This window comes from Serpentinicella sp. ANB-PHB4 (assembly GCF_031432315.1).
In the GTDB taxonomy this organism is placed as follows: Bacteria; Bacillota; Clostridia; order Peptostreptococcales; family Natronincolaceae; genus Serpentinicella.
This window is the reverse complement of the sequence record NZ_JAVKGO010000004.1, coordinates 83331-108726: the sequence shown is the minus strand read 5'-3', so window position 1 is coordinate 108726 and position 25396 is coordinate 83331. Positions and strand designations below refer to the sequence as shown.

General features: G+C 34.7%; 23 protein-coding genes. 16 read left to right on the top strand and 7 right to left on the bottom strand.

What is annotated here, in order from left to right; genetic code table 11:
* The first annotated feature begins 36 nt into the window (after positions 1-36).
* From RH915_RS05030 to RH915_RS05020, 3 genes are read left to right on the top strand one after another with little or no spacing between them, the layout of a single operon-like run.
* Positions 37-750: a DUF5058 family protein gene (locus RH915_RS05030; protein WP_310478309.1), complete on the top strand. Its 714-nt coding sequence runs from the start codon at positions 37-39 to the stop codon at positions 748-750.
* Positions 751-764: 14 nt separating this feature from the next.
* Positions 765-1442: a hypothetical protein gene (locus RH915_RS05025; RefSeq protein WP_310478308.1), complete on the top strand. Its 678-nt coding sequence runs from the start codon at positions 765-767 to the stop codon at positions 1440-1442.
* Positions 1443-1463: 21 nt separating this feature from the next.
* On the top strand, positions 1464-2903 hold the full coding sequence (locus tag RH915_RS05020) for a M20 family peptidase (RefSeq protein ID WP_310478307.1): 1440 nt from the start codon (positions 1464-1466) through the stop codon (positions 2901-2903).
* A gap of 66 nt (positions 2904-2969) precedes the next feature.
* Here RH915_RS05020 and RH915_RS05015 read toward each other — a convergent pair whose 3' ends face one another.
* Positions 2970-3923 carry a M15 family metallopeptidase gene (locus RH915_RS05015; RefSeq protein WP_310478306.1) on the bottom strand — a complete coding sequence of 318 codons (954 nt, stop codon included), beginning with the start codon at positions 3921-3923 and terminating at the stop codon, positions 2970-2972.
* A 318-nt stretch (positions 3924-4241) separates the two neighbouring features.
* On the opposite strand from RH915_RS05015, the gene RH915_RS05010 reads away from it, so the two are divergent.
* The 10 genes from RH915_RS05010 (at position 4242) to pnpS (ending at position 13915) form a co-directional block, all read left to right on the top strand.
* Entirely contained in the window at positions 4242-4967 is a 726-nt protein-coding gene (locus tag RH915_RS05010) for a hypothetical protein (protein ID WP_310478305.1), read from the top strand.
* Between the two features lie 64 nt (positions 4968-5031).
* A complete protein-coding gene (locus RH915_RS05005; protein WP_310478304.1) occupies positions 5032-6288 on the top strand; it encodes a polysaccharide deacetylase family protein in 1257 nt (418 codons plus the stop codon).
* 185 nt (positions 6289-6473) lie between these two features.
* Entirely contained in the window at positions 6474-6617 is a 144-nt protein-coding gene (locus tag RH915_RS05000) for a hypothetical protein (protein ID WP_310478303.1), read from the top strand.
* A 372-nt stretch (positions 6618-6989) separates the two neighbouring features.
* Entirely contained in the window at positions 6990-7895 is a 906-nt protein-coding gene (locus RH915_RS04995; RefSeq protein WP_310478302.1) for a PstS family phosphate ABC transporter substrate-binding protein, read from the top strand.
* A 180-nt stretch (positions 7896-8075) separates the two neighbouring features.
* Positions 8076-9014 (top strand): phosphate ABC transporter permease subunit PstC, encoded by a 939-nt coding sequence (gene pstC / locus RH915_RS04990; protein WP_310478300.1) that lies wholly within the window; start codon positions 8076-8078, stop codon positions 9012-9014.
* Positions 9015-9872 carry a phosphate ABC transporter permease PstA gene (gene pstA / locus RH915_RS04985; protein ID WP_310478299.1) on the top strand — a complete coding sequence of 286 codons (858 nt, stop codon included), beginning with the start codon at positions 9015-9017 and terminating at the stop codon, positions 9870-9872.
* A gap of 20 nt (positions 9873-9892) precedes the next feature.
* The gene (gene pstB, locus RH915_RS04980) at positions 9893-10645 is read left to right on the top strand and encodes a phosphate ABC transporter ATP-binding protein PstB (protein ID WP_310478298.1); all 753 of its coding nucleotides are present in this window, start codon (positions 9893-9895) and stop codon (positions 10643-10645) included.
* A gap of 22 nt (positions 10646-10667) precedes the next feature.
* Positions 10668-11318: a phosphate signaling complex protein PhoU gene (phoU, locus tag RH915_RS04975; RefSeq protein ID WP_310478296.1), complete on the top strand. Its 651-nt coding sequence runs from the start codon at positions 10668-10670 to the stop codon at positions 11316-11318.
* A gap of 145 nt (positions 11319-11463) precedes the next feature.
* A complete protein-coding gene (locus RH915_RS04970; RefSeq protein WP_310478294.1) occupies positions 11464-12153 on the top strand; it encodes a response regulator transcription factor in 690 nt (229 codons plus the stop codon).
* Between the two features lie 10 nt (positions 12154-12163).
* Entirely contained in the window at positions 12164-13915 is a 1752-nt protein-coding gene (pnpS, locus tag RH915_RS04965) for a two-component system histidine kinase PnpS (protein ID WP_310478292.1), read from the top strand.
* Positions 13916-13990: 75 nt separating this feature from the next.
* On the opposite strand, the gene RH915_RS04960 is transcribed toward pnpS, so the two are convergent.
* Positions 13991-14665, bottom strand: a complete 675-nt coding sequence (locus tag RH915_RS04960; protein ID WP_310478291.1) for a uracil-DNA glycosylase — start codon at positions 14663-14665, stop codon at positions 13991-13993.
* 80 nt (positions 14666-14745) lie between these two features.
* A complete protein-coding gene (locus tag RH915_RS04955) occupies positions 14746-15936 on the bottom strand; it encodes a coenzyme F420-0:L-glutamate ligase (protein ID WP_310478290.1) in 1191 nt (396 codons plus the stop codon).
* Positions 15937-16123: 187 nt separating this feature from the next.
* Here RH915_RS04955 and RH915_RS04950 point away from each other — a divergent pair, with 187 nt between their 5' ends.
* Positions 16124-17008, top strand: coding sequence for a LysR family transcriptional regulator (locus RH915_RS04950; RefSeq protein WP_310478289.1), 885 nt, complete (start codon positions 16124-16126; stop codon positions 17006-17008).
* Positions 17009-17220: 212 nt separating this feature from the next.
* Positions 17221-19986 carry a SpoIID/LytB domain-containing protein gene (locus tag RH915_RS11445; protein ID WP_331618308.1) on the top strand — a complete coding sequence of 922 codons (2766 nt, stop codon included), beginning with the start codon at positions 17221-17223 and terminating at the stop codon, positions 19984-19986.
* A 60-nt stretch (positions 19987-20046) separates the two neighbouring features.
* Here the strand turns inward: RH915_RS11445 and rpsD are convergent, their stop codons facing one another.
* Positions 20047-20643 (bottom strand): 30S ribosomal protein S4, encoded by a 597-nt coding sequence (rpsD, locus tag RH915_RS04930; RefSeq protein WP_310478288.1) that lies wholly within the window; start codon positions 20641-20643, stop codon positions 20047-20049.
* A 230-nt stretch (positions 20644-20873) separates the two neighbouring features.
* Here rpsD and RH915_RS04925 point away from each other — a divergent pair, with 230 nt between their 5' ends.
* Entirely contained in the window at positions 20874-22406 is a 1533-nt protein-coding gene (locus RH915_RS04925; protein WP_310478287.1) for a C40 family peptidase, read from the top strand.
* Positions 22407-22587: 181 nt separating this feature from the next.
* Here RH915_RS04925 and RH915_RS04920 read toward each other — a convergent pair whose 3' ends face one another.
* The 3 genes from RH915_RS04920 to RH915_RS04910 form a co-directional block, all read right to left on the bottom strand.
* Entirely contained in the window at positions 22588-23379 is a 792-nt protein-coding gene (locus RH915_RS04920) for a metal ABC transporter solute-binding protein, Zn/Mn family (protein ID WP_310478286.1), read from the bottom strand.
* 375 nt (positions 23380-23754) lie between these two features.
* Positions 23755-24561: a metal ABC transporter permease gene (locus RH915_RS04915; RefSeq protein WP_310478285.1), complete on the bottom strand. Its 807-nt coding sequence runs from the start codon at positions 24559-24561 to the stop codon at positions 23755-23757.
* Entirely contained in the window at positions 24562-25254 is a 693-nt protein-coding gene (locus tag RH915_RS04910) for a metal ABC transporter ATP-binding protein (protein WP_310478284.1), read from the bottom strand.
* Positions 25255-25396: the final 142 nt, after the last annotated feature.

Below are 25396 nucleotides of genomic sequence, written 5' to 3'. Positions count from 1 at the left end.
AAAGAAACTTTTACTAACAAAAAGGGAGGGACTAATATGGAAAGTTATTTGAATATTGCTAATAGCTCTTTTATTTTTAAAATTGGGGCTGTTGTGGTTGCTTTTGTTTTTATACAAGCCATCATTTTATTAAGAGCTGCCTGGAAAGAAGGATTAAGGATTGGTATAGATAAAAAAGTGTTATGGGATACGGTAAAGTCAAGTGCCGTGTTTTCGGTAGTGCCATCATTGCCTATATTAATTTCACTTATTGCAATGGCACCGGTATTAGGTGTGCCTTTTCCTTGGATTCGATTATCAATAATTGGATCAGCGCCCTATGAATTAATGTCAGCAAATATTGGGGCTCAAAGCATGGGGGTATCCGGATTAGGAGGAGCAGGTTATACAGCAGAAGTGTTTGCTAATTCAATGTGGGTTATGTCCGTAGGAATCATTTGGGGATTATTAATCTGTGTGTTATTTTTAAAGAAAATCCAAAACAAGATGGGGACGTTAAAACAGAAAGATTCTGCCTGGACAGCCATCTTAATATCAGCCCTTTACTTTGGGATGCTATCTGTGTTTATAGGACAACCAGTTGTAGAAGGAGGGGTACCATTAGCCACAACTATTACAGGTGGGGCTATAATGATTGGATTAACTTATCTTATTAAAAAATATGAAATTAAGTGGTTAAATAATTTTGCATTAGCCATTAGTATGATTGGCGCAATGGGATTATCTATTTTCTACACTAACATAATGTAAGGAGAGTGAAGACCATGGCAATTAAAAGCAAAATTGCAGGAAGTCAATATGAAGATAAAATTCACAAAATAGGTCGTACCACTGGAATTATTGCACTTATACTTATTTTTGTTGTGCCGGCTTTAATCAGTATTAGATACAGTATTTTCCCGCCTATCTCTAATTTAATGATTGGCATGCTTACAATATCCATGATACAAATACCAATATGTATTGCAGAGGTTTTAACTTATACCCCAATGCTAGGTAGTGGTGGATCCTATTTAGCCTTTGTTTCAGGAAACTTAACTAACTTAAAAATTCCCTGTGCCGCAATGTGCATGGAATCTGCTGAAGTTAAGCCATCTAGTAAAGAAGGAGACATTATTTCTACCATTTCAATTGCGGTATCCACCCTTGTAACAGGGACAATTATCATAATTGGCGTTATAGCAATTGTACCTTTAACCCCAATATTAAGTTCGCCTGTTATTGCACCAGCCTTTGAAAATATTTTGCCTGCCCTATTTGGTGGGTTAGGTGCTTATTGGATATTAAAGCAATGGAAGTTAGCCGTTGTGCCACTATCCGTAACTGTTATAATATCCATGTTTGTAGCCGTACAGCCAGCGGTACTTATACCGATTTGTGGCGCTGTTTCTATAGGTGCTGCCCGATGGATGTATAAAAAAGGCTGGGTCAAAGAAGTTTAGAGAAAGCAAGGGGGAAAGTATATGATCATCATCTTCAGTATAGTAATGATATTAACTATTATTATTACAGTGAATACACTAAGATTTAAAAGTAAAAAGCATACTACTTCTACAAAATTTAAAATAGATGTGGATGCTACCCGAGCAGCAGAGAATTTATCCAAAACCATTCAGTGTAAAACCGTGTCAAACTCTGATGCCAATTTAACAGATTGGGATGAATTTAAAAAACTGCAGGATGTTATTGAAACATCCTATCCTCTAGTACATAAGCATTTAGAAAAAGAAACCATAAACACCTATAGTCTTTTATACAAATGGAAGGGAAAAGGCACCTCAAAAAATCCTATTTTACTACTAGCCCACATGGATGTTGTTCCAGTAGAGGAAGGCACAGAAAAAGATTGGACCTATGAGGCTTTTAGCGGCATGATAAAGGACGGCTTTGTATGGGGGCGTGGAGCCCTAGATATAAAAATACAAATGATTGGCGCCTTAGAAGCAATAGAAACTCTTTTAAAACAAGGCCATACACCAGAAAGAGATATCTACTTAGCTTTTGGTCATGATGAGGAAATTGGGGGAAAAGACGGAGCAAAGATGATCGCCCAAACTCTATATGACAGAGGAATTACCTTTGATCTTGTATTAGATGAAGGGGGCTGTGTTACGGAAGGAGCAATGAAAGGTATTGATGCCCCTGTAGCCGTAGTAGGTACCTGCGAAAAGGGATATGCGAATATAAGGTTGACAGCAGAAAGTCCAGGGGGGCATGCATCAATGCCACCTAAAAATACAGCTTTAGGGATGATTAGTAAAGCGATTGTTAATCTTGAAAAGCATCAAATGAAGACAAGACTGACTCCTCCTGTGGAGGACATGCTTAAATATATTGGCCCAGAAATGAAGGGAATCAACAAAGTGATTTTAGCAAACATGTGGTTATTTAAACCATTGTTTATAAAAATCTTTTCAAGTAATCCTACGGGAAATGCAATGCTAAGAACCACAACTGCTGCAACAATGGCCCAAGGAGGTCCAGAGCCAAATGTAATGCCATTAAAAGCAACTGCAACTTTTAATTTTAGGATTTTACCTGGAGAAACCGGTGAAATGCTTTTAAATCATATTAAAAGCGTAGTCAATAATTCGAATATAAAAGTTGAAGCATTGAGGTTAGAGGATCCTTCCAAGGCATCTAGTGTTTCTACGGAAGCCTTTAAGCATATAGAAAACACTATTTATGATGTTTTTCCAGAGGCTGTCGTATCTCCATATTTAGTTATGGCAGGTACAGATGCAAGGAAATATGAAATTGTTTCAGAAAATATCTATCGTTTTTCACCATATAGAATAACGAAGGATGAACTTAGTAAAGTGCATGCCACGGATGAAAGAATTTCATTAGATAATATAGAAAAAACCGTTACCTTCTTTATAAAACTAATTTCAAACCAATAAAAGTAAGCGCTTTACTAAGCGCTACTTTTATTATTCACATCCATTTTTATTTATAACTAAAACCATCTAATCAGAAAGGGAAAATTCCTTAAGTCTTTCTTCTATAAAACATATTAAGTTGGATACAGATATATCTTCAGCCGGCAAATTCTCATACCAGACTATTGGTTTTTCATCAACAGGGAAGTACTTTGCTTTTATAATGATTTCAGGACGGTATTCAAAATGGAGTATGTCAAACTGTCCCCATTTACCACCCCATATAAAATAATGATTTTCCATTATATCAACTATTTCTTGAGGGTAGGACTTTAATCGCTTTTCTCCTGCTTCTCTTGATGCCCATTGCCAGTAATCATTTTTATTACTTGCAAAGTCTATAGCAATGCCAAAAGCATGAGGGCTTAGCCGGTTGGTTCTAGAAATATATCTATAATTATAAGTACCACCTATAGGATAAAGATAGGACCAAAGTTCTGGCTTATTTTTAGCAAGTTGATTTAACGCTGAAACTGCCATTTCAAGATGGTGTGCAGCATCATTACTGCTGTTAAAACGATGATAACCAGAACTCATTTTTACTCCCGAAAGCTTCTTTTCAATTTCATACTGGTTAGATCCGTATACTTCTTTTAATAAAGGATATACTCGGATTCTTCCAGGGTTATATGTCTCAGCCATTAGACCGTCAATGTCACCAAGAACATAGTTTTGTTCCATCATATCTTTCAAATCAGGGTTTTCTAGCCTTTCTAAGGCGTTTTTTTCTTTACTATCATCGTATATTAGCCTTTGTCCTGATTTTAATATAAGGTATATTTCATTACCATCTACCACTTCTATATCTACAATATGTTCTGGGTAGGCCATCATAAGAGAAAATATATCTTTCTTTATGATATTCTCATAAGCATCCACGAATCTGTTATATACGTTGTCTGAGGTATAATGATAATTTAACAGAGGTCTTAGAGGGAAAAAAACTACCAAAATTATAATAAATAGATATACCTTTTTCATTATGCACCTACTTTACAAGAGATCTATTTTTACAGAATTACTTATTTCCTATAAAATATCCTTTCATATTATTTTATGAGATAACTTCACTAAATTATGACAAACTTTATTTTATTACTGCAAATAGGGACAGAACAAAAGTAAACGTTAAATCTGAAAATACCATATTCTCACAATAAAACAATAATATACAATAAAATTAAAAGTTTGACAATCTTTAGAATATACCTTAAAATTTATATAATTATTGGTATTTATAGAATATTTTGATTGTAAATAAATTATATAAATATCTTGGTTGGAAAGGTGGAGTCTAGAATGTCAATTAGTGAAAAACAGGGATTTAACTGGTTTCGTAAGAAGGAAGTGCACCAAGAAGAAAACCTACCGAAACAGCCTCAATTAAAAGAAGAAACACAAACATCGGAGAATCCTTCAATTACAAGTTTATCCCATAAGGAAAAGGTCATTGTTGATGTGGAAGTAGCAGTTGAACAGATCATTAAAGATAGACAACTTAAAATGGTAGCTATAAAAGATTTAGAAGCTCAGCTAACCAATGCTAATCAGAAAATCGATAAATTAAAGCAAGATGTTCAAACGGCAAACAAGAAAGTAAACGAGCAACAAATGGAGAAGAAACAACTAGAAGAAGAGTTAACACTCAAGAAATTGAACTTTGATCAATTGCTTGAAGATTATGGAGAATACCAAGTAAGAATTAGTAATGAGGTTGAAGAGGTTAATTTTGCACTGGAAAAGGAACAGGAAAAATATAGACAATTAAGTGAAGATTATAAGCAATTCAGAATATCTATGGCACAACAGATAAAAACACTAGAAGAAACGATTCGTGAGAAAGAAATTGAAAATCAAAAGTTGGTTGAACGTCATAAGAAAATCCAAGAAGAAAAAGTACAATTACTAAAAAGCTTTAGTGATTTTACAGAACGGGTAAATAAGTCTACATCCTCCTATCATAATAATGAGGAGAAAAGTGCTGAAAAAAATGTAGTGGATTTCCCAGATTCAAATAAAAAATAACGCTGATTCATTTAAAAATAAATAATATTGCAGTAGTTTTAGACTAAGGACGGGGTATTAACGAATGGATGCTAACTACAGAGTTAGGTTTTTGGAAATCATAGGTTTGGAACAACAGGATAATTGCTACTTGTTAACCTGTTGTTTTCACATTGAAGGAGAAGTTTCAAAATTCACATTAAATATAGATCAGTTTACATATGAAAATTTATTGAAAATAGTAAAAAATAAAGATGATTTAAAATATCGTTTGTCATTTACGGGTATCAATAATCAGGATAAAAATAACTATGAAACAACTGTTGTTACTTATATCAAAAATAACAGTATTAAGGATCAATTTCTGTGTTCTCCTGAGTTTCATGCTACGCTTAGTCATTTAAAAAGTATTTATAATATAAAGGATTTAGAATCATTTTTACAATCTAATAATCTAGGAACAATCGAAGTCACTTCCACCCAAGATAAAATAGAGAAGAAAGAAATAAATCGTTGTAAACCAGATGCAAAAAAGCTAGTAGAAAATAATATTTTACAAAAGAATAGATATATATTACCTGGTGTGTTATGTATAATAGTTTTTCTTACTATGAGTTATTATATTGTAGGACAAGCTAAGCTAAAACCTGTAGTCTCAGATCCAGTCCAAGATAGTGATATAGAAATTACAAGTAAAAAAATGGACCATGGGCAATTAGATGCTTCTCAAGAAGAAGTTCCTAGCCGAAATATTAAAAATCCTTTTGTTGTGAATAGTAGTAAAATATCCCGACTACCCAAGGGTTATGTAGCATTAACCTTTGATGATGGACCAACGAAATATACAAAGAAAGTAGTAGATATATTGGTCCACTATAATGTTGGGGGCACCTTTTTTTTCATAGGTGCTTATATTGATGAGTTCCCAGATTACGTAAAATATACATATGATTATGGTTTTGAAATTGGAAATCACTCTCATTCTCATGTATTATTAACACTGCTTTCGCAAGAAGAGCAACAAGCTGAAATAAAAAAAACAAATGAAAGTATCAAGGAAATTTTAGATCATGAGGTAACACTCTTTCGTCCACCATATGGGGCACAAAATCATATTACAGATACAATTCTACAGCAAAAAAATATGAGAAGTATTTTATGGAATAGAGATCCAGAAGACTGGTATTGGCAGGCACCAACTGCATTGTTAAATTACGTAATAGAAACTGATTCAGATGGTGCAATTTATTTATTCCATGAAAGACCAAATACTGTAGAGGCACTACCATTGATTATTGAATATTTATTAGAAGAAGGTTTAACAATTGTAACCTTAATATAAAACAGTAAAATAGAACCTCTTTTAAAAGCAAACTAAGTAAAACCATTAGTTCAAACAGTAAGTAGTTTACCAATATAATATACTTATATATTATATTTAATAAAGTACAATTAGATATTTTGTTAATATCGATAATAAACCTATAAGATTGAACATAAGATATAGGAAAATAAGGAGGAATGAGTATGTATTACATTGATTGTGATTATGAAAAGGCTTGTAAGATGTATAATACGAGTAAGTGTAATGATTGTATACGAAATAAACATACAACTTCCGATGATTACTTTGCACCACATCAAGGAGAAAAATTTATTCCGTTTAAGTAAATACATAAAGTTATAAACAAGCCCAGCATAAAAAAATGTTGGGCTTGTTTATATAAAGCGTAAAATTCAAATAAATACAATAAACTCGAGACAAAAAGGCCATCTAATGGTCTTTTGTTGTTATATACTTCATTTTTACGAGTTTTTTATTCCATTAATTAAAATTAACATTATTAAGATTTAATTCCATAAGAACATTTTAAAAGTAGGAAAAGAATTCTAACAAAAAATTTAATATAACTATCAGAAAATGAAATTGCTTAACATAAACATAACAATTCATTAACATTCCCTTAACCAAGCCTTCGATAGAAGTCGGTATAATGAGCTTGTGGACAATTAAAACTTCTAAAAAAATTAAGGGGGATGAAGATGAAAAAACTAGTATTGTTTTTAGTCGTAGCATTAACAGCATCAGTAATGCTTATTGGATGTGGAGGAGAAAACACACCAACAGATCAAGGAACAGAAGCTAATGGTTCTGAAACAAATACAGATAGTGGTGTAGATTTTAGCAAATTAGTTCAAGCAAGAGGATCAGATACTATGGTTAATTTAGGTGGAAGATGGGCAGAAGAATTTATGGATGAATACCCAGAAGCACAAATGGCGGTAACTGGCGGGGGATCAGGTACAGGGATTGCAGCAATGATTAACGGAACAATAGACATTGCACTATCTTCTAGGGCAATTAGAGATAAAGAAATTGATGATGCTTCAGCAAATGGTGTTGAAGTTGTTGAGTTTGTAACAGGTAGAGATGGGATTGCAGTAGTAGTAAATAATGATAATCCAGTAGCGGAATTAACAAGGGCAGATATTAAAGCAATTTTTACAGGAGAAAAGACAAATTGGAAAGACTTTGGTGGTAACGACGCAGAAATCACCCTTTATTCCAGAGAATCAAACTCAGGCACTTATGCATTCTTTAAAGAGTTTGTACTTGATGATGAAGAATACGCGACACATTCTAATTTAATGCCATCCACACAAGCAATTGTAGAAGGCGTACAGCAGGACGTTAATGGAATCGGTTATGTAGGATTAGCCTATTTATCAGATCAAGTTCAAGGCGTATCCGTTTCAATGGATGAAAACAGTGAAGCAGTATATCCTTCTTTAGAAACCATTCAAGCAGGGGATTATCCAGTTGCTAGACCACTGTTCTTATACACAGACGGTCAACCAACAGGAGTGGTAGAGTTATTCATGGATTTTGTAATGGGCACACAAGGGCAACATATTGTAGAAGACATTGGATTTATACCAGTAAAATAGTAGGAAAAATGAACAAACCATCGGGTAGAAAAACTACCCGCCTTAATCTTTTTCTATGGGGATAGTTAAAAGATAGGACAAATTTAAAACAGTAGAAAGTAAGTTAGATGTATATAAATTAAAATCAGAGAAGTACTAAGTATCATTGTCTTAGTTCACATATAGAGAGAGGTGTGTTTTATGAAGGAAGCAATAGCAAAAAGAAAACAAATAGAACACAATAAAAACATGAGAAAAGGGATTAAAAATAGAGTTGGGGAGTTTCTAATAGAAAATGTAATTTTTGTGTTAGGCATAACCTCGGTACTAATAGTAGGTTTAATATTTCTATTTCTTATTCGTACAGGTTTACCTTTGTTTAGTACAGTATCACCAAAAGAATTCTTTTTGGGCAAATATTGGTTTCCTGTATCCGTTAATCCACAATATGGAATTGTACCTCTTATTGCAGGTTCGGTGATGGTCACACTGGGAGCTATCCTTATTTCCGTCCCCATAGGTATTGGTTGTGCCATTTTCATATCGGAAATGGCACCGCCAAAAACAAAGACGGTACTAAAGGTTATTATAGAATTTTTATCTGCAATACCCTCAGTGGTACTAGGGTTTTTAGGGATTGTTGTTTTATCTAGCTGGGTTAGAGTGACCTTCTCTCTTTCTTCAGGGTTTACAGTAATAACAGGATCTATTTTAGTGTCATTAATGGCAATACCTACAATTATAAGTATATCTGATGATGCGATCTCTGCACTTCCCGAGGAATATAAAGAAGCATCCCTAGCACTAGGTGCTTCAAAATGGGAAACCATTCGCTATGTACTACTACCTGCTGCATCTTCTGGAATTATTGCTGCAGTTATGTTAGGGATAGGAAGAGCCATTGGAGAGACCATGACGGTTATGATGGTTACTGGAAATGCAGCTCAAATTCCTAATTCCTTTCTTGTTTCCGGAAGAACAATGACAGCAACAATTGCTGCAGAAATGGGAGATACAGTACGTAATGGCACACACTATCATGCCCTATTTGCAGTAGGTTTGGTGCTATTAGCAATGACAACTATAATCAATTTAATAGCCGACTATGTTTTAACAAAATCAAAAAAGGAGGCTAATTAAATGGTTAAATTAAATAAAAAAAATCTAGAAGAAAAAATAGCCTTTATTATTTTAGGCTTAATTACAGCAACAGTTATTGCTATTACACTGACAATTATCGGTTTTATTATATACAAAGGTATTTCAGCAGTAAGCTGGGAGTTCTTAACTGCAATGCCCAGAAGCGGCATGCGTGAAGGCGGGATTTATCCCGCAATAGTTGGGACGCTATATTTAGTTTTTGGAACAATTATAATTGCCCTGCCTTTAGGTATAGGTTCGGCAATATACCTTACAGAGTACGCAAAACAAGGTAAATTAAGCAAAGTTATACGGTTGGCAATATTAAATCTAGCAGGGGTACCTTCTGTTGTATACGGTTTGTTTGGGTTAGGGTTGTTTGTTTTATTTATGAAATTAGGACAGTCACTATTAGCTGGCTCTTTAACCCTAGCTTGCCTAATTTTACCCGTAGTCATAACCGCTTCCGAAGAAGCTTTAAAAAGTGTTCCCAAGAGCTATAGAGAGGCATCCTTAGCCCTAGGAGCAACAAAATGGCAAACGATTCGAAGTGTAGTATTACCCCATGCAATGCCAGGTATTTTAACCGGGGCCATTTTAGGGATCGGAAGAGCCGCAGGAGAGACAGCGCCAATTTTACTAACCGTGGCTGCCTTCTTTTTACCAAGATTACCGAAGTCCGTATTCGATCAAGCAATGGCACTCCCTTACCACCTATACATTATATCAACCCAAGTACCTAATATGCCTGAACAGATAAAGTATGGAACTGCATTAGTGTTGTTGGGGATTGTAGGTATTTTCTTTATAATCGCTACAGTGATACGTATTGCTTTTAAAAGAGGTAAAAGAGCCTAGTAACAGAAAGGGGAAAGCATATGTCAAAAATATCAGTGAATGACTTAAATTTATATTATAGTGAATTTCAAGCTTTGAAAGATATTTCATTAAATATTGATGTAAAAAAAGTCACTGCACTAATTGGACCTTCAGGATGTGGAAAATCAACTTTTCTAAGAACTTTAAATCGTATGAATGATTTAATAGATCATGTAAAAATAAAAGGAGATATTCTATTAGACGAAGAAAATATATATAATGATAGTATTGATGTTGTTGCACTAAGACGAAGGGTAGGGATGGTGTTTCAAAAACCTAATCCATTCCCTAAGTCAGTTTATGAAAATATTGCCTATGGCCCGAAGAGAAATGGTATTAAGAATAAGGGGCAATTAGATGAAATAGTTGAGCAAAGCCTTAAAGAGGCTGCACTTTGGGATGAGGTAAAGGACCGGTTAAATAAATCTGCATTAGCCCTTTCTGGTGGGCAGCAACAAAGACTTTGTATTGCCAGAGCCCTGGCAATGAAGCCGGAGGTTCTACTAATGGATGAGCCGACATCTGCCCTTGACCCTATTGCTACAGCAAAAATAGAAGAGTTGATTTTTGACTTGAAGAAGGACTACACCATTGTGATTGTAACCCACTCCATGCATCAGGCAGCAAGAATCTCAGATAAAACCGCATTTTTCTTAATGGGTGAACTTATTGAATTTGATAACACGCAAAAAATATTTACGACACCTAAAGATCAGAGAACAGAAGATTATGTTACCGGTAGGTTCGGATAATTTTAATGGATGAGGTGAAAATATGAGAAGTCAATATGTCAATGAATTAAAGGAGTTAAATGTTAAGTTACTAGAAATGGGTTCAAGAGTCCAAAATATTATCGAGCTCTCTATACAATCTTTAAGTAATCAAGATTTAGAAGGGGCAAAAAAGGTATATGAACTAGACGATGAAATCGATCAGCTAGAGTTAGAAATAGAAAACCGATGTATGAAATTAATGGCATTGCAACAACCTATAGCAAAACATTTAAGAATGATTGTTACCATCATAAAGATTATTACAGATTTAGAGCGTATGGGGGATCATGCAGTAAACATTGCTAAAATAACCCTAGAAATAGGGCATGAACCCTTAGTCAAACCTTTAATAGATATTCCTAAAATGGCTATATTAACAGAGAAAATGGTACACAAAAGTTTAGACGCATTTACCAAAGAAGATATTGAAATGGCTAAGGAATTAGATGTAGATGATGAAGCGGTTGATGAATTATATGATGCCATTTATGTGGAGCTAACAGAGATGATGAAAGAGGACGCAAGTATTGCCCACCAGGGAACAAAGCTATTATTTGTGGCTAGATTCCTTGAACGTATATCTGACCATGCAACGAATATCGGAGAAAGAATAGTATATATGGTAACCGGTGAGCGTGTTGAATCACATTAGGATTAGATTATAGAGAAAAATACATGATTAAATAGCATATATATATTTGAAAAACCTTTGATCATGTAATGATTAATAGTAGACTTTATCTTGCAATACAACCGGGCTGTTAGCTCGGTTTTTTGCACAGGGAAAGGGGAATAAAATGAGTAAAGACAGAGTTTTAATCGTAGATGATGAAGAACATATTCTTGAACTTATAAAATTTAATTTAGAGCAAAACGGTTATCAAGTAATGACAAAGGAAACTGGGGAAGAATGTTTAGCTTTTTTAGACCAAGAAAGCGTAGATATACTCGTACTAGATCTTATGCTCCCAGGAATAGATGGCATTGAGGTCTGTAAACAAATTAGAAGTAAACCTAATTTAAAAACATTACCTATCATTATGTTAACTGCAAAGGGAGAGGAAACGGATCGTATACTGGGCTTAGAGTTTGGAGCCGACGATTATATGAGTAAGCCCTTTAGTGTAAGGGAATTAATTGCTAGAATGAAAGCTGTTCTTAGAAGAAGTGGTAGCCAACAGCAACAGTTAACAGGACCCCTTCAGGTAGGAGATTTAATTTTAGATGTAGAAAGTCACGAGCTTCGATTAAATGGAGAAGTGATTAAACTTACGATAAAAGAGCATGAGCTTTTAAAAACCTTATTAGAAAACAGAGGCAAGGTCCTATCTAGAAACTTTTTATTGGATAAAATATGGGGATACGCCTACTATGGTGACACTAGAACCGTAGATGTGCATATAAGACAGCTCAGAAAAAAGATAAAGGAAGATGAAAATAGACCCTATATAGAAACAATAAGGGGAGCAGGGTATAAAATTAAGTAGGTGAAAAAGTATGAAACAAAAATTACTTATATTAATTACGGTTGTATTACTTCTTGCCACATTAATGACAGGGGGACTATCCCTTGGGTTAGTTAGAACTGGATACATTAATGAACTAGAGGACAAGCTGTTATCTAATGCTCAATTGATTGATGGATTTATTACACAGTTAGATATCGAGACTAGTAGTATACAACAAATTATAGATGATACAGAGCATAAAATAGATTCAAGAATTACAATTGTAGATACTAATGGAGAAGTGATCGCCGATTCAGAATTTAACAAGGGAGAAATGGAAAACCACATAGATAGACCAGAAATAAAAGGAGCGCTTAAGGGTCATATTGGTAGATCGGAAAGGTATAGCGCTACAATACAAGAAGACATGCTCTATATTGCAATACCCAGTGGAAGGGAAGATGTAGGAGCCATAAGACTCTCAGTAACATTAACAGAAATCGGTAAAATACATCAAAAACTATTAACTTATATTGGATTGGCCATTCTATTGAGTTTAACGATGGCGTTTATCTTAAGTTACCGGTTTTTAAATAAATTTATAGATCCTGTTAAGGAAATGACAGACATATCAAAAAAAATGGCAGAAGGAGAACTTGATCGGAAGGTTCGCATCTATACCAATGATGAGATTGGGATGCTGGGAAAAAACTTTAATAACATGGGAGATAGATTAAAAAATACATTCGATCGTCTTTCCGATAGCAACACAAAGTTTCAAGCATTATTAACCAGTATTATTAATCCAATCATTGCGGTGGATAACCAAAAAAGAGTAATTATATTCAACCATGCTGCAGAGCAACTATTTAATACTACTGAAGAAGAAGCCGTGGGTAAACATATTTTGGAAATTATAAGAAATCATTTTTTAGATAAAGAAATACAAACAATATTTAATGAAAAGATTGAAACACAAATTGAAATTAAATTAAAACATCCAGAAACAAAAGTATTAAAAATATATACAAACTTAATAAAGCTAGAAAATGATCCCACAAAAGTAATTGGAATGGTGGCTTTAATAGAAGATATGACAGAGGTGCGAAGGTTAGAAAAAATTAGATCTGATTTTGCCATTAACGTATCCCATGAACTTAAAACACCCCTGACCTCTATTAAAGGCTTTATAGAGACATTAAAAATGGGTGCCATAGAGGATGAACAAGCAAGGAATCGTTTTTTGGATATTATTGATATAGAAACAGATCGACTGTCTAGATTAATAGAAGATATACTGACATTATCAAAAATCGAGAACTATGAGAAAAAAATACAAAACAAAGCTGCCACAAATGTGGAAAATGCAATTAAAGAAGCCCAGTTAGTTGTGGAGCCACTTGCAGATAGAAAAGAAATTACAATAAAGGTAGAAATCGAAAAAGACCTACCGGAAGTGTACGGAAATAGTGATTGGTTTAAGCAAATGATGATAAATTTAATAGATAATGGGGTCAAATATACCTCAGAAGGTGGAGAAATATCTATAAATGCTTATAAAAAGCACCAATATATCATAATCAGCGTGAGAGATACAGGAATCGGAATTCCAAAAGAAAATTTATCAAGAATATTTGAACGGTTCTACAGAGTGGATAAAGGCAGATCAAGAAAAGTAGGCGGAACAGGCCTTGGGTTAGCCATTGTAAAACATGTAGTATTGTCCTTTAATGGAAAGGTTAAAGTCAACAGTGTTGTAGGCAAGGGAACAGAGTTTGTAGTACAGATTCCCTACGAATAGAGTCGTAGGAAAACATAAGATTGTACAAAAAGTGGTGCCATTATACAAATGACACCACTTTTGTTTTTGTGTATGCTATATGTTATCTATTTGCCAATCAATTGGTTGTCGGTTTATCGAGGTAAGAAATTCATTGGCTTTTGAAAAGGGACGACTTCCGAAAAAACCTCTGTGAGCGGAAAGTGGACTTGGGTGTACAGATTTAATAATGTAGTGATTGGGATTATTTAAAATTTTAATTTTAGACTGCGCATTTTTACCCCATAAAATAAAAACAATTGGTTCTTCTCGCTGGTTTAGTATTTCAATTACTTTGTTAGTAAACTGCTCCCAACCTAAAGTTTTATGGGAATTCGCTTCCCCAGCCCTAACGGTTAGGACTGTATTAAGAAGCAATACCCCTTGATCTGACCATTTCTTTAAATAACCATGGCTTGGTATAGAAAACCCTAAATCACTCTCTAGTTCTTTGTATATATTTTTTAAAGAGGGTGGAGTAGTAACCCCGGGTTTAACAGAAAAACTTAAACCATGGGCTTGGTTTGGACCATGATAAGGATCCTGTCCTAAAATAACCACTTCAACATGCTTATAAGGGGTAAAGTGTAATGCATTAAAGATATCCTCCATATTAGGATAAACAGTGCTTTGATTATATTCTTCTAGTAAATGTTTTTGGAGCTTCTGATAATAATCCTTTTTAAATTCTTCTTCCAGTAATGGTTGCCAATCATTTTGAAATATTTTCACTAGAAACACACCTTTTATAATTTTATAATTAAAGCTTCCTTAGAATAAGTGCGCTTTCTAAGGAAGCTTTTGAATTTTAATTACTTTGTGAAGTTATCAAAATAGCCTTGAATGTATATAATCGGGGTACCTTTATCACCACTACCAGAAGTTAAGTCACAAAGGGAACCAAGAAGGTCTGTTAATCTTCTAGGCGTTGTTCCTTGGGCTTCCATTGCACCAACTAAGTCTTCGTCTTTATTTTTAATATATTCAGAAATTGCATTTTTCAGCTCATCCCCACGAAGATCTTTAAAGTTATTATCCGCAAGATACTTTAGTTTCACTTCATTTGGTGTTCCTTCAAGTCCTTTGGTAAATCCAGGAGAAACCACAGGGTCTGCAAGCTCCCAAATTTTACCTACTGGATCTTTAAAAGCTCCATCACCATAAACCATGACTTCTACAGTTTTACCTGTAAGCTCTTTTAGTTTATTTTGAATATCATTTACTAAAGTAGTACAATCCCTTGGAAAAAGTTTCACACTGTCTTCAGTAGACTTATTAGAACCAAGCAGCCCATAGTCGTCATTGTAACCACTTCCATCCACTGAAGTTGATAGTACATCATCTAAACTATATACTTTTTCTGCACCTTTTGCATTTAATATTCTTTTTGTTCTAAAACGAGTATGAATATCACAAGCTAGTACATTTTTTGTATAATCTAAAATACTTGCAGGATTATTTGAAAAAATAATTTCGCATTCTACACCATATTCTTCAACAAGAGATTTATAGTAATCAACATAGTCTACACCGGTAAAGGTGTGCTTATTGTATCCAAAGTGCTCTCTAAATTGTTTTTCTGTTAAAACATCTGTCCATGGGTTTACCCCTTTTTCATCAAGTAGGTCTAAATCTACTAAATGATTACCAACTTCATCTGAAGGATAGCTTAACATTAAAACAACTTTCTTTACACCTTTAGCAATACCACGTAGGCAGATAGCAAAACGATTACGGCTTAAAATTGGGAAAATAACACCAACAGTATCATCGCCAAATTTTGCTTTCACATCTTTAGCAATTGCATCAATGCTAGCATAATTGCCTTGAGCACGAGCTACTACAGATTCAGTTATACCGATAACATCTTTATCATTAATAGAAAATCCATCCACCTTTGAAGCGTTTAGCACAGTATCTACAACAACATTAGCAATATTATCTCCCTCTTGTATAATTGGAGCACGAAGTCCTCTACTTACTGTTCCTACAACTCTTTCCATTGAGATCTCTCCTTATAAATCATTATTTTCAAAGAAAATATATTATTAAAGACTTTATATTTGAGGAAATTGCATAATTACATTAACCAATTTCCTTCAAAGAAATACGCTTTACTTGTACTATAACCTAAATATATGATATAAGTAAAGTAAATATATATAATACATGACATAAGGAGAGCTTATAATGATTTCTAGATTAAATTTATATAAGATTTTTCATGAAGTAGCAAAGTCTCAAAGTCTATCTAAAGCAGCGAAAGCACTATATATGACCCAGCCCGCTATAAGTCAAAGTATAAAGCAGCTTGAGGAGGAATTAGGCAGCCGACTATTCACCAGAACGTCTAAGGGAGTTACATTAACAAATGAAGGTATTATTTTATTTGAACATATTAGCGTCGCGATTAATTTAATTAATGTTGGAGAGAAAAAGCTAGAAGAGTCTCAAAAGTTACTTTTAGGAGAATTAAAAATCGGCGTAGGAGATACCATATCAAAATATTTTTTGTTGCCTTATTTAGAAAAATTCAATAAGGAATTTCCAAATATTAAATTTAAAATTATAAACCGTACAACACCAGAGCTTTGTCAATTATTAAAGTCAGGAGATATAGATATTGCAATATGTAACTTACCAATACAAGATAGTGCCTTTGAAGTTAAAAAGTGCATAGAAATAGAAGATATTTTTGTCTGTGGGCAAGCAGACTCAAAAACCTTGTTATCTACACCAATTAGTTTTGAAGCACTAACAGAACTACCCTTAATACTACTAGAGCCCATGTCTAACTCCAGGCGATATGTTGAAAAGTATTTGTTGTCAAAGGGTGTTAAAATTGAACCTGAAATTGAATTAGGGTCCCATGATCTATTATTAGAATTTGCAAAAATTAATTTGGGCATTGCCTGTGTGACCAAAGAATTCTCTAAAGAGTTTCTGAATAATCAGCTTGTTTACGAAGTGCCATTAATCGCGCCAATCCCTAAAAGAAGCATAGGATATTGTTTTTTAAAAAGCGTTTCGTTATCACCTGCTGCGACCAAATTTATTGAAATATTAGAGGATTAAAGTAAACGAAGGGACTTCTTTTTGTTAATAATGTCACACACCAAATTACCTAAAATTGGCTAAATTTAAATGCTTTGAACATAATGCAATCCCCCTTTTTATAGGCTATACTTAACTTAACATAGTATTTTAGGAAATTGCATACTTACTTTAGTAAAATCAATTTTAGTAAAGGCATTTTCCTCAAAAAACTTCATAAAGGGGGAAATTTAATGGCTAAAAGGCTAGCCTGCGTCTTTTTTGTTATGGCATTTTTGTACACCTTTACAATACAACCAGAGGCCTTGGGTAACGACAGGATTGCAGAAAAAGCCGCAGGGTATGTCGGACAAAGTAATAGAGGGTATATCACTTCTGAATTCGTACAATACATATTCGTAGAATATGGAGATGTACAGCTGCCTAGATTTGCATCTCAGCAGTTAGAATTAGGACAACCTGTTAACAGGAGAGATCTAAAGCCTGGAGATGTCGTGTTCTTTCAAGGTAGTGGTTTGATGTCTGGGATATACCAAGGACAGGGGGACTTTGTAATTGTAACTAGTTCTGGTATTGCAGAAAGAAATCTTAATACCAGTGATTACTGGTCTTCAGCATATATAGGGGCCAGGAGGTTAGATGCAAGTAATATTGTGCTCCAAAATGCAATAGATGCCATTGGAAAAAGGCACAATGGGCAGTTAACTTCTGAATGGGTACAAAACTTGTTTAATGAAAGCATAGGTTTTGCTATGCCCAAGTATGCACCCCAGCAGTGGCAAATGGGCCAAAGTATAAGTAGAAGCGAACTAAATCCGGGAGATGTGGTGTTTTTTCAAGGCACTGGAATGATGTCCGGCGTTTATATTGGTAGTGACAATTTTGCAATTGTAACCAGTGATGGCATCGCCCAGCGGAATCTTAAAACCAGTCAGTACTGGTCTTCTAGGTACGTAGGGGCAAGAAGGTATCCCATTAACAATGTTGTAGTGGACCAGGCATTAAGCTATGTAGGGTCCAGTAATAGAGGTTTACTTACATCAGAACTGGTTCAAAAAGTATTTGAGCAAAGTAGAGGTATTTATTTGCCCACCTTTGCATCTGATCAGTGGGAACTGGGTAAGTCAGTACATCAACGAGATCGTTTGCCAGGAGATGTCGTATTCTTTCAAGGCAGTGGCATGATGTCAGGGATTTATGTAGGAAATGATAAATTTGTCATCGTTACGAGTAACGGGATTACGGAAAGAAACCTTAAAACTAGTGATTACTGGTCTTCGGCGTATGTAGGTACTAGAAGGTTTAATATGCAAAGTGAAGTAATAGAAAAGGCATTAGGGTATCTAGGTGAGGGTAGTCAGAACCTAATTACCTCTGAGCTAGTACAAAGGGTATTTAAAGAAAGTAGAGGAATTAACCTGCCAAAGTATGCTTCTCAACAATTTCTACTAGGGGAAGATACAAGCAAAAGCAGACAACCAGGGGATGTTGTTTTCTTCCAAGGAAGCGGTATGATGTCAGGTATTTATAAAGGGGAAGGCAACTTCATTATCGTTACAAGTACCGGCATAACAGCGCGTAATATGTATACTAGTGATTACTGGTCGAGTGCATACAGAGGTGCTAGGCGATATAAGAATCCTTCCGCTTTAGATATAACCCATGATCCGAAAAAAGTGGTTTTACCAGAGCCATTTACAAGAGAATTAAAGAGAGAAGACACAGGCGAGGATGTTAAATTACTACAGACTATGTTAAATAAAGCTGACTTTTTTGTAGTGAGCAATCCAACTACCTACTTTGGACCGGCTACAGAAAGTACTTTGAGGGATTTTCAAAGACACTATGGACTAAAAGCAGATGGCATTGCAAATATAGAAACCTTAAATAAACTAACGGATATAAACAATGCATTAGGGATAAAAGCTTTTAGGTTTACAGGTCGAGGATGGGGACACGCAGTAGGAATGACCCAGTATGGAGCAAGAGGCATGGCAGAAGCAGGCTATAATTACAAACAAATCCTTCAATATTACTATACTGGTGTACAAATTTCAACTAGAGATACATCTAATAGAGATATTAGAGTTGCATTATCACTAGATAGACCGAGATTAACAGTAAGAAGTTTGAGAGAATATCGTTTTATTGATACGGTAACAGGGGAAACAGTACTTACTGTGGCACCAGGGGTAGAAACAGCAATAACATATTCAAACGACAACTTTGTTTTAACAGCAAATGGACAAACTCACACAAATAAAAATCCTTTAAGGGTTGTAGGGGATGATAATTCAGTATTACAGCATAAAGGACTTGAATACTTTGGAACATTTGAAATTTCAAGATCCAATAAACGGGATAGTAGTGGAACAGAGCTACTTGACTTGATAAATATCTTAAATATCGAAACCTATTTAAGAGGGGTTGTCCCTGGTGAGATTTATGTGACATGGCCAATGGATACCATCAAGGCCCAGACTTTAGCAGCTAGAACCTATGCATTAAGACATATAAATAGCAGCAGAAAATATGATGTATGTGATACGGTTATGAGTCAAGTATACAAAGGCGTTTCCATAGACAATGAAAGAACGAATACAGCAATACAAGAAACAAGGGGAGAAGTGATCGTGCATAATAACCTGCTTATTGATGCAGTTTACTCTGCCTCCGCCGGCGGTCATACCATTGATGCTGCGGATATTTGGGGAGGAAATATTCCTTATCTAATCGGAAAGCCAGACCCATATGACACATCTCAGTTTTCTAGGAACTGGTGGACATATGAAATTACAACAGAGGATCTATCAAAACTATTTACAGAAGTTGGACAAGTAGAAGGAATAAGAATAGATCAGATGAAAAATGAACGACCAACAAGGATTCGGGTAATAGGAGATAAAGGGGAAGTTACCCTATCTGGATATGCTTTTAGAAGCCGGATTGGAAATAACCATATGCGATCATCTATTTTTGAATTTGAAGAAATAAGATAGAGATAAAGATAAAAAAGTATATCTACAATAAAATGGACACCTTTAAAGGTGTCCATTTTTTTATCTTTGTGAATAAAACTCAACAACGAGTTGATCGTTAACTTCAATAGGAACTTCTTCCCTTAAAGGAAGTTTAACAAATTTACCAAAGAGTTTCTCTACATCCTTTTCAATATAAGAAAACTGAGATTCTCCAGATTCAGTAAAGTTCTTCACATACTTATCTATGTTCTTTGACTTATCTCTTAAGGTAATTACATCCCCAACTTTCAAAGAATAAGAAGGAATATCAACCTTGTCACCATTAACAAGTATATGGCCGTGATTTACCATTTGTCTTGCCTCACGAATAGATAAGCCAAAGCCCATTCTATAAACCATATTATCTAGTCGACGCTCTAACTTTTGTACAATTACATCCCCTGTAATCCCTGGAGATTTCATTGCATCCTTTACATATCTAATAAATTGCTTTTCTAATACACCATAGTAGGCTCTTAGTTTTTGTTTTTCTAACAACTGCATACCATAGTTTGAAAGTTTTTTACTTCCTCTGTAAAAGTTTGCACCTGCACGATTCATCGCTTTAGGGTGTCCATAGATATTTACCCCTAGTCTACGACTTAACTTAAATCTTGGTTCCATCATTTTTGCCAAAAATTTTACCTCCATTATTAAATAAATTTAATGATAGTAGCTGCCGCGGTAAAATTTATATTAATAATAGTATATCATAATATTTAATTATTGAAAACAATTATCAATTAGTTAGGTATAAATTACCAGAATTATATTGTCTATTTATTAACAATAATTATCATATTTTGGTAAAATAGGAAAGTAATAAATATAAAAATAATATATGGTAAAAATGGGGAGTAGAGAAGTTGAAAGAAAATAAGCTTATTGTAATGATATTTATAATAACAATCGTTATTTCAGGATGCAATATACAAGAAAAAAGCATGACAAGTGAAGTCCAGAGTAATGATGGTCAGGCTATTGAGCCCATGGAAAAGCAATTAGAAATGATTCAATTAGAGGAAGAAGAATCGATTGATATTAAAAAGTTAGAAAGTGAAGAAATAAAAAAAAGCCATAATAAGAAGGAAGTCATCTTAGATATAGATGGAAATGAAAAAACAGAAAAAAAGGATAACATTACTGATGAAGAAGTAGAAAAAGTAGTAAATGAAGAAGGTACTAAATCCGATGATCTCCACTATAAAAACAGGGAGAATATGCAAGGCACTTATACGCAATCAAAATCAGAAATAACGAATCCTGTGGTAAAAAAGGCAGTGAATTTATTAGGTGCACCCTATAAACACGGAGGAAATTCATTAACTGAAGGATTTAACACAATTAATTTTGTGAGGCATGTTCATAAAGAGGCTTATGGGATTCATTTAACAAGAATAAGCCAACGATTATTTGAAAAGGGTATTCCCGTTGCCCGTAGCGACCTATCCCCTGGTGACATCCTATTTTTTCAAGGTGAAAGTTTAATGCCCGGCATTTATAAAGAAGAGGACGACTTTATTGTTCAAACAACAAGTGGGGTACAAGTGGTTAATTTAAAAGAAAGTAAATATTGGGCACCAAGATATGTTGGGGCCAGACGATTGACAGAAAAAGATTTCTTTTATCTAAATCCAAATAACTTTAGTAATCATAGCAATCCGGTTATAAGAGAAGCGATTAAGTATATAGGTACGCCCTATGTATTAACCGGTGAAAGTCTATCAGGATTTGACTGCTCCTTCTTAGTTCAAATGACCTTTGAAAATGCGTTGAAAGTGTACCTTCCTCGGATTACATACAACCAGTGGGAAGTTGGACAAACTATAGATTACAGCAATATTCGTCCTGGGGATGTAATATATTTTTCAGGCACCTGGCAGGACGGTATTTCTCACACAGGAATATACTTAGGCGATAATTATATGATTCATGCCAGTGGAGATGAGAGAGAAACAACAATTTCTTATTTATGTTCCTATTGGATGGACAAATTTACTGGAGTAAAGCGATTTGATGCCATGAGCATTAGATTAGATCATCCTATAGTTGCAGAAGCATATAAACATTTAGGAGCGCCCTATTTGATCGGTGGAAATAATAATAATGGATTTAATACATCCGGTTTTGTGCAGTACGTTATGAAACAAAGTGTAGGAATAGAGCTACCAAGAACAGCAGCAAAGCAGTGGGAAAAGGGTATTGAAATTGAAAAAACTGAAATTAAAATAGGGGATACATTGTTCTTTAAAGGAGATTCAGGACTATTATTACCAGGCATATATATTGACAATGATCAATTTATTGTTGTGACAGAAAGTACAGGAGTAGAAATACGAGATTTATATAATAGTCCCTACTGGACACCTCGTTTTATTGGTGCAAGAAGACATTACTAAGATACATAACAAAAGGACAACAGTTTTTAAAGTAAAAACTGTTGTCCTTTTGTTGTTTTTATAACGAAATGGCATAATCACATAATTAGAGGCGCCCTCATTTGTTGACTTGCATTATTGTATTTATGAGAAAACAAGAAGTAGACAAATCCGAAGCAAGGAAGGTTTATTTTATATTTTATTAATATAATCCTAGTTTTTTTGCATTATCAACAAACAAATCAGCAATCCCTTCGTGCTCAGGACCAGGAAAATTTCTTAAGACTACCCGCTCTTGTTCACTAAGTGCTTGTATTGCCTCACCTTGAGGGTTGTGGTAGTTATCAATAATTAAGTCATGATCCATAGTAGCAAGTTCACCGATTCTAGCAGGGCTAAGATCATCAGCACTAAAAACAGCTGCAATTTCGTAACCAAGAGACTCTGCAAAAGCCGCCATATGGGTATGTACTAAAACCTTTGTATCTTTTATATTTTGTTCAATAGCCTTTTCTTGAATCATTTCTAGTTCAATGGAAAACTGATTTAACCAAGCTTCTTGTATCATATCCGTGCCTAAATATTCAGCTATTAATTGGGTTTGTTCATTTAAGTTATCAAATGTATTAGTAGTACTGATACGAATGATTTTATCCTGGGGAATATCATTTGCCTCAATTATTTTGTTCATGAAGGGCTCATAACCACCAAAGATAATCCAGTCTGCATCTTGTACTTTTTGAATATCACTTGGTTTAAAGTCATACTCTGGGGGATGTCTTAACTCCACTGGTGCAAGGGTAACAACATCTGTAGCTCCCGCCGCTTCAGCGATAGCAGCTGTCCAACTGGTAGATGCTACAATTAAAGGGGGGTCTATTTGTCCTGTATTTGAACCACCTGAAACCTCAGGATCTGAAGGGGTGCATCCTACAAAAATAGAAGAAAACATTATAAAAATCAATAAAACAGATAAGAATTTAAGCTTTTTCATTTTCAAGCCTCCAAAAATATATTATATTGTAAAACTTATAAGAAAGTTAACTTTACATTTTAAACTTCGTTTCATGTAAAACAGTCAGTTATTTAGTGTGACAGCTGATTTTATGCTTGTCATTCCTCTCTGTGTAAGCGACTGACACAAAACTTCTCTTTGGTCATCTGCTTATGAGCGCTAGCGAAGAATCTCAAGACCCTAAAGTCAAACCCGAGATCCTTCGTTTTACTCAGGATGACAGTCAAACCCGAGATCCTTGATTTTACTCAGGATGACAGTCAAACCCGAGATCCTTGATTTTACTCAGGATGACAGTCAAACCCAATTAAATGATGCTTACACGCAAGTGGTTATATCGAATCAGCCACACTATTAGTAACTACGTTTAAAAAACTGACTAACTAGCAAAATTAACACTCCTGTAAGGGTAATAGTAACCCCAGTAGGAAAATCAAAAGACATGGAAAATAGCAATCCACCTGTAGTTGTAATTACACCGAACAAAGAAGTCAGGACAATTAATTGCTTAAAGCTTTTTGCAATACCCATTGCAGCCATTGCAGAAAGCAAAACTAGGGCATCTATGAGTAGTGCCCCTACAATTCGCATCGCAACACCTACGGACAACCCAGTTAAAAAGAGGAGACCATTCCTTATTTTTTTTGCAGGAACCCCCAGCCACTCAGCCTGTTCTGCATCGTAAAAAACCAGTTGGATCTCTCTAAAAAACACAATGAACGTTAATACAATGACAACACATAGAGCGATAATAAAATATAAATCATTTCGTGTAAGGGTGATAATGCTACCAGTAAACAATGAAAAAACGTCTAATGCTGGAACACCAGTACGATAAAAAATAAGAAAAGCTAGGGCCATGGTACCGGTCATAAAAAAAGCGCCAATTAATCCAGTATCAAGCTTAAGCTTATCGGATAAAGGACCAAAAAATAAGGATCCTATGGCAATGGATGTTATAGCAGCAGTTAAAGGGTTGGCACCAAAAGCTAATCCAATTGCTCCTCCAAGCAAACCAAAATGCATTAATGCAAAACGTATCGTTGTCATATTAAAAACCACAATGACAATGCCCAGTAAAGAGAGGCAAGCGCCGGTTAATATAGCAGCTAATAAAGCCCGTTGAAATATCGGTACGGATAAAAGTTCAAATACACTCATTTACGCACCCCTTTCCCCGTAAATCTGTCCCATGCGAAGATGAACTGCCCGATCACTTACTTCCTCTGCATGTACGTGGTCATGGCTAATCATAACAATAGAAAGATTATATTTTTGACGGGCGCTATAAATAGTATCATCCAGTTGGTCCCGGGATGTCATGTCAAGATGGGTGTTCGGCTCATCTAATAACAATATCTTAGGGTTTCTAACTAAGGCTCTTGCAATATTTAACCGTTGTTGTTGCCCGCCGGATAAAGTTCTACAATCCTGATGCATCATATGGTCTAACTTCACTAAATTAAGCATCTCCTCAACAATTTCAAAATCATCCTTTGAAGGACGCTTTAAATATTTGAAAGAAGTGCCCCACCTCCCCAGCAAAACAGCATCAAAAACAGAAATGGGAAAGCGGCTAGCGTGATGTCTTTGAGGTACATAACCAATTTGAGTACGTAACCAAGTCTTGTCCTTTGTGTTTGTAACATCTTTTCCTAAAATATGTATTGAGCCACTCCTTGTAGGGAGCAGTTGCAAAATGCCTTTAAACAATGTGGTTTTACCTGCGCCATTTTCACCAAAAATAGATAAAAATTCTCCTTCAAATATTTTCAAATCAATATCTTTTAAAACTTCATGATTTCCATATCCTAAACTTACTTTATTTAAATCTATAACATATTGATTACTCATATAAAAGCCCTTTCCTACGAAATTTAAGGCACTTGCTATAGTATATCAAATAGAGGATTGCATTGTAAATAAACAGCATTAGACAACGAGAAATTCATAAAACATAGGCAGGATCCTTTTACTTGAGGAAATTGCATAATAC

Excerpts from the sequence above, each read along its gene's own strand:
- RH915_RS05025 (WP_310478308.1), top strand. The coding sequence starts at position 765 with ATGGCAATTAAAAGCAAAATTGCAGGAAGTCAATATGAAGATAAAATT.
- RH915_RS04910 (WP_310478284.1), bottom strand. The coding sequence starts at position 25,254 with ATGAGTAATCAATATGTTATAGATTTAAATAAAGTAAGTTTAGGATAT.
- RH915_RS04915 (WP_310478285.1), bottom strand. The coding sequence starts at position 24,561 with ATGAGTGTATTTGAACTTTTATCCGTACCGATATTTCAACGGGCTTTA.
- RH915_RS05000 (WP_310478303.1), top strand. The coding sequence starts at position 6,474 with ATGTATTACATTGATTGTGATTATGAAAAGGCTTGTAAGATGTATAAT.
- RH915_RS11445 (WP_331618308.1), top strand. The coding sequence starts at position 17,221 with ATGGCTAAAAGGCTAGCCTGCGTCTTTTTTGTTATGGCATTTTTGTAC.
- pstC (WP_310478300.1), top strand. The coding sequence starts at position 8,076 with ATGAAGGAAGCAATAGCAAAAAGAAAACAAATAGAACACAATAAAAAC.
- pnpS (WP_310478292.1), top strand. The coding sequence starts at position 12,164 with ATGAAACAAAAATTACTTATATTAATTACGGTTGTATTACTTCTTGCC.
- RH915_RS04950 (WP_310478289.1), top strand. The coding sequence starts at position 16,124 with ATGATTTCTAGATTAAATTTATATAAGATTTTTCATGAAGTAGCAAAG.
- RH915_RS05030 (WP_310478309.1), top strand. The coding sequence starts at position 37 with ATGGAAAGTTATTTGAATATTGCTAATAGCTCTTTTATTTTTAAAATT.
- RH915_RS04995 (WP_310478302.1), top strand. The coding sequence starts at position 6,990 with ATGAAAAAACTAGTATTGTTTTTAGTCGTAGCATTAACAGCATCAGTA.
- phoU (WP_310478296.1), top strand. The coding sequence starts at position 10,668 with ATGAGAAGTCAATATGTCAATGAATTAAAGGAGTTAAATGTTAAGTTA.
- RH915_RS05010 (WP_310478305.1), top strand. The coding sequence starts at position 4,242 with ATGTCAATTAGTGAAAAACAGGGATTTAACTGGTTTCGTAAGAAGGAA.
- RH915_RS04955 (WP_310478290.1), bottom strand. The coding sequence starts at position 15,936 with ATGGAAAGAGTTGTAGGAACAGTAAGTAGAGGACTTCGTGCTCCAATT.
- RH915_RS05005 (WP_310478304.1), top strand. The coding sequence starts at position 5,032 with ATGGATGCTAACTACAGAGTTAGGTTTTTGGAAATCATAGGTTTGGAA.
- RH915_RS04920 (WP_310478286.1), bottom strand. The coding sequence starts at position 23,379 with ATGAAAAAGCTTAAATTCTTATCTGTTTTATTGATTTTTATAATGTTT.
- pstA (WP_310478299.1), top strand. The coding sequence starts at position 9,015 with ATGGTTAAATTAAATAAAAAAAATCTAGAAGAAAAAATAGCCTTTATT.
- RH915_RS05015 (WP_310478306.1), bottom strand. The coding sequence starts at position 3,923 with ATGAAAAAGGTATATCTATTTATTATAATTTTGGTAGTTTTTTTCCCT.
- pstB (WP_310478298.1), top strand. The coding sequence starts at position 9,893 with ATGTCAAAAATATCAGTGAATGACTTAAATTTATATTATAGTGAATTT.
- RH915_RS04970 (WP_310478294.1), top strand. The coding sequence starts at position 11,464 with ATGAGTAAAGACAGAGTTTTAATCGTAGATGATGAAGAACATATTCTT.
- RH915_RS05020 (WP_310478307.1), top strand. The coding sequence starts at position 1,464 with ATGATCATCATCTTCAGTATAGTAATGATATTAACTATTATTATTACA.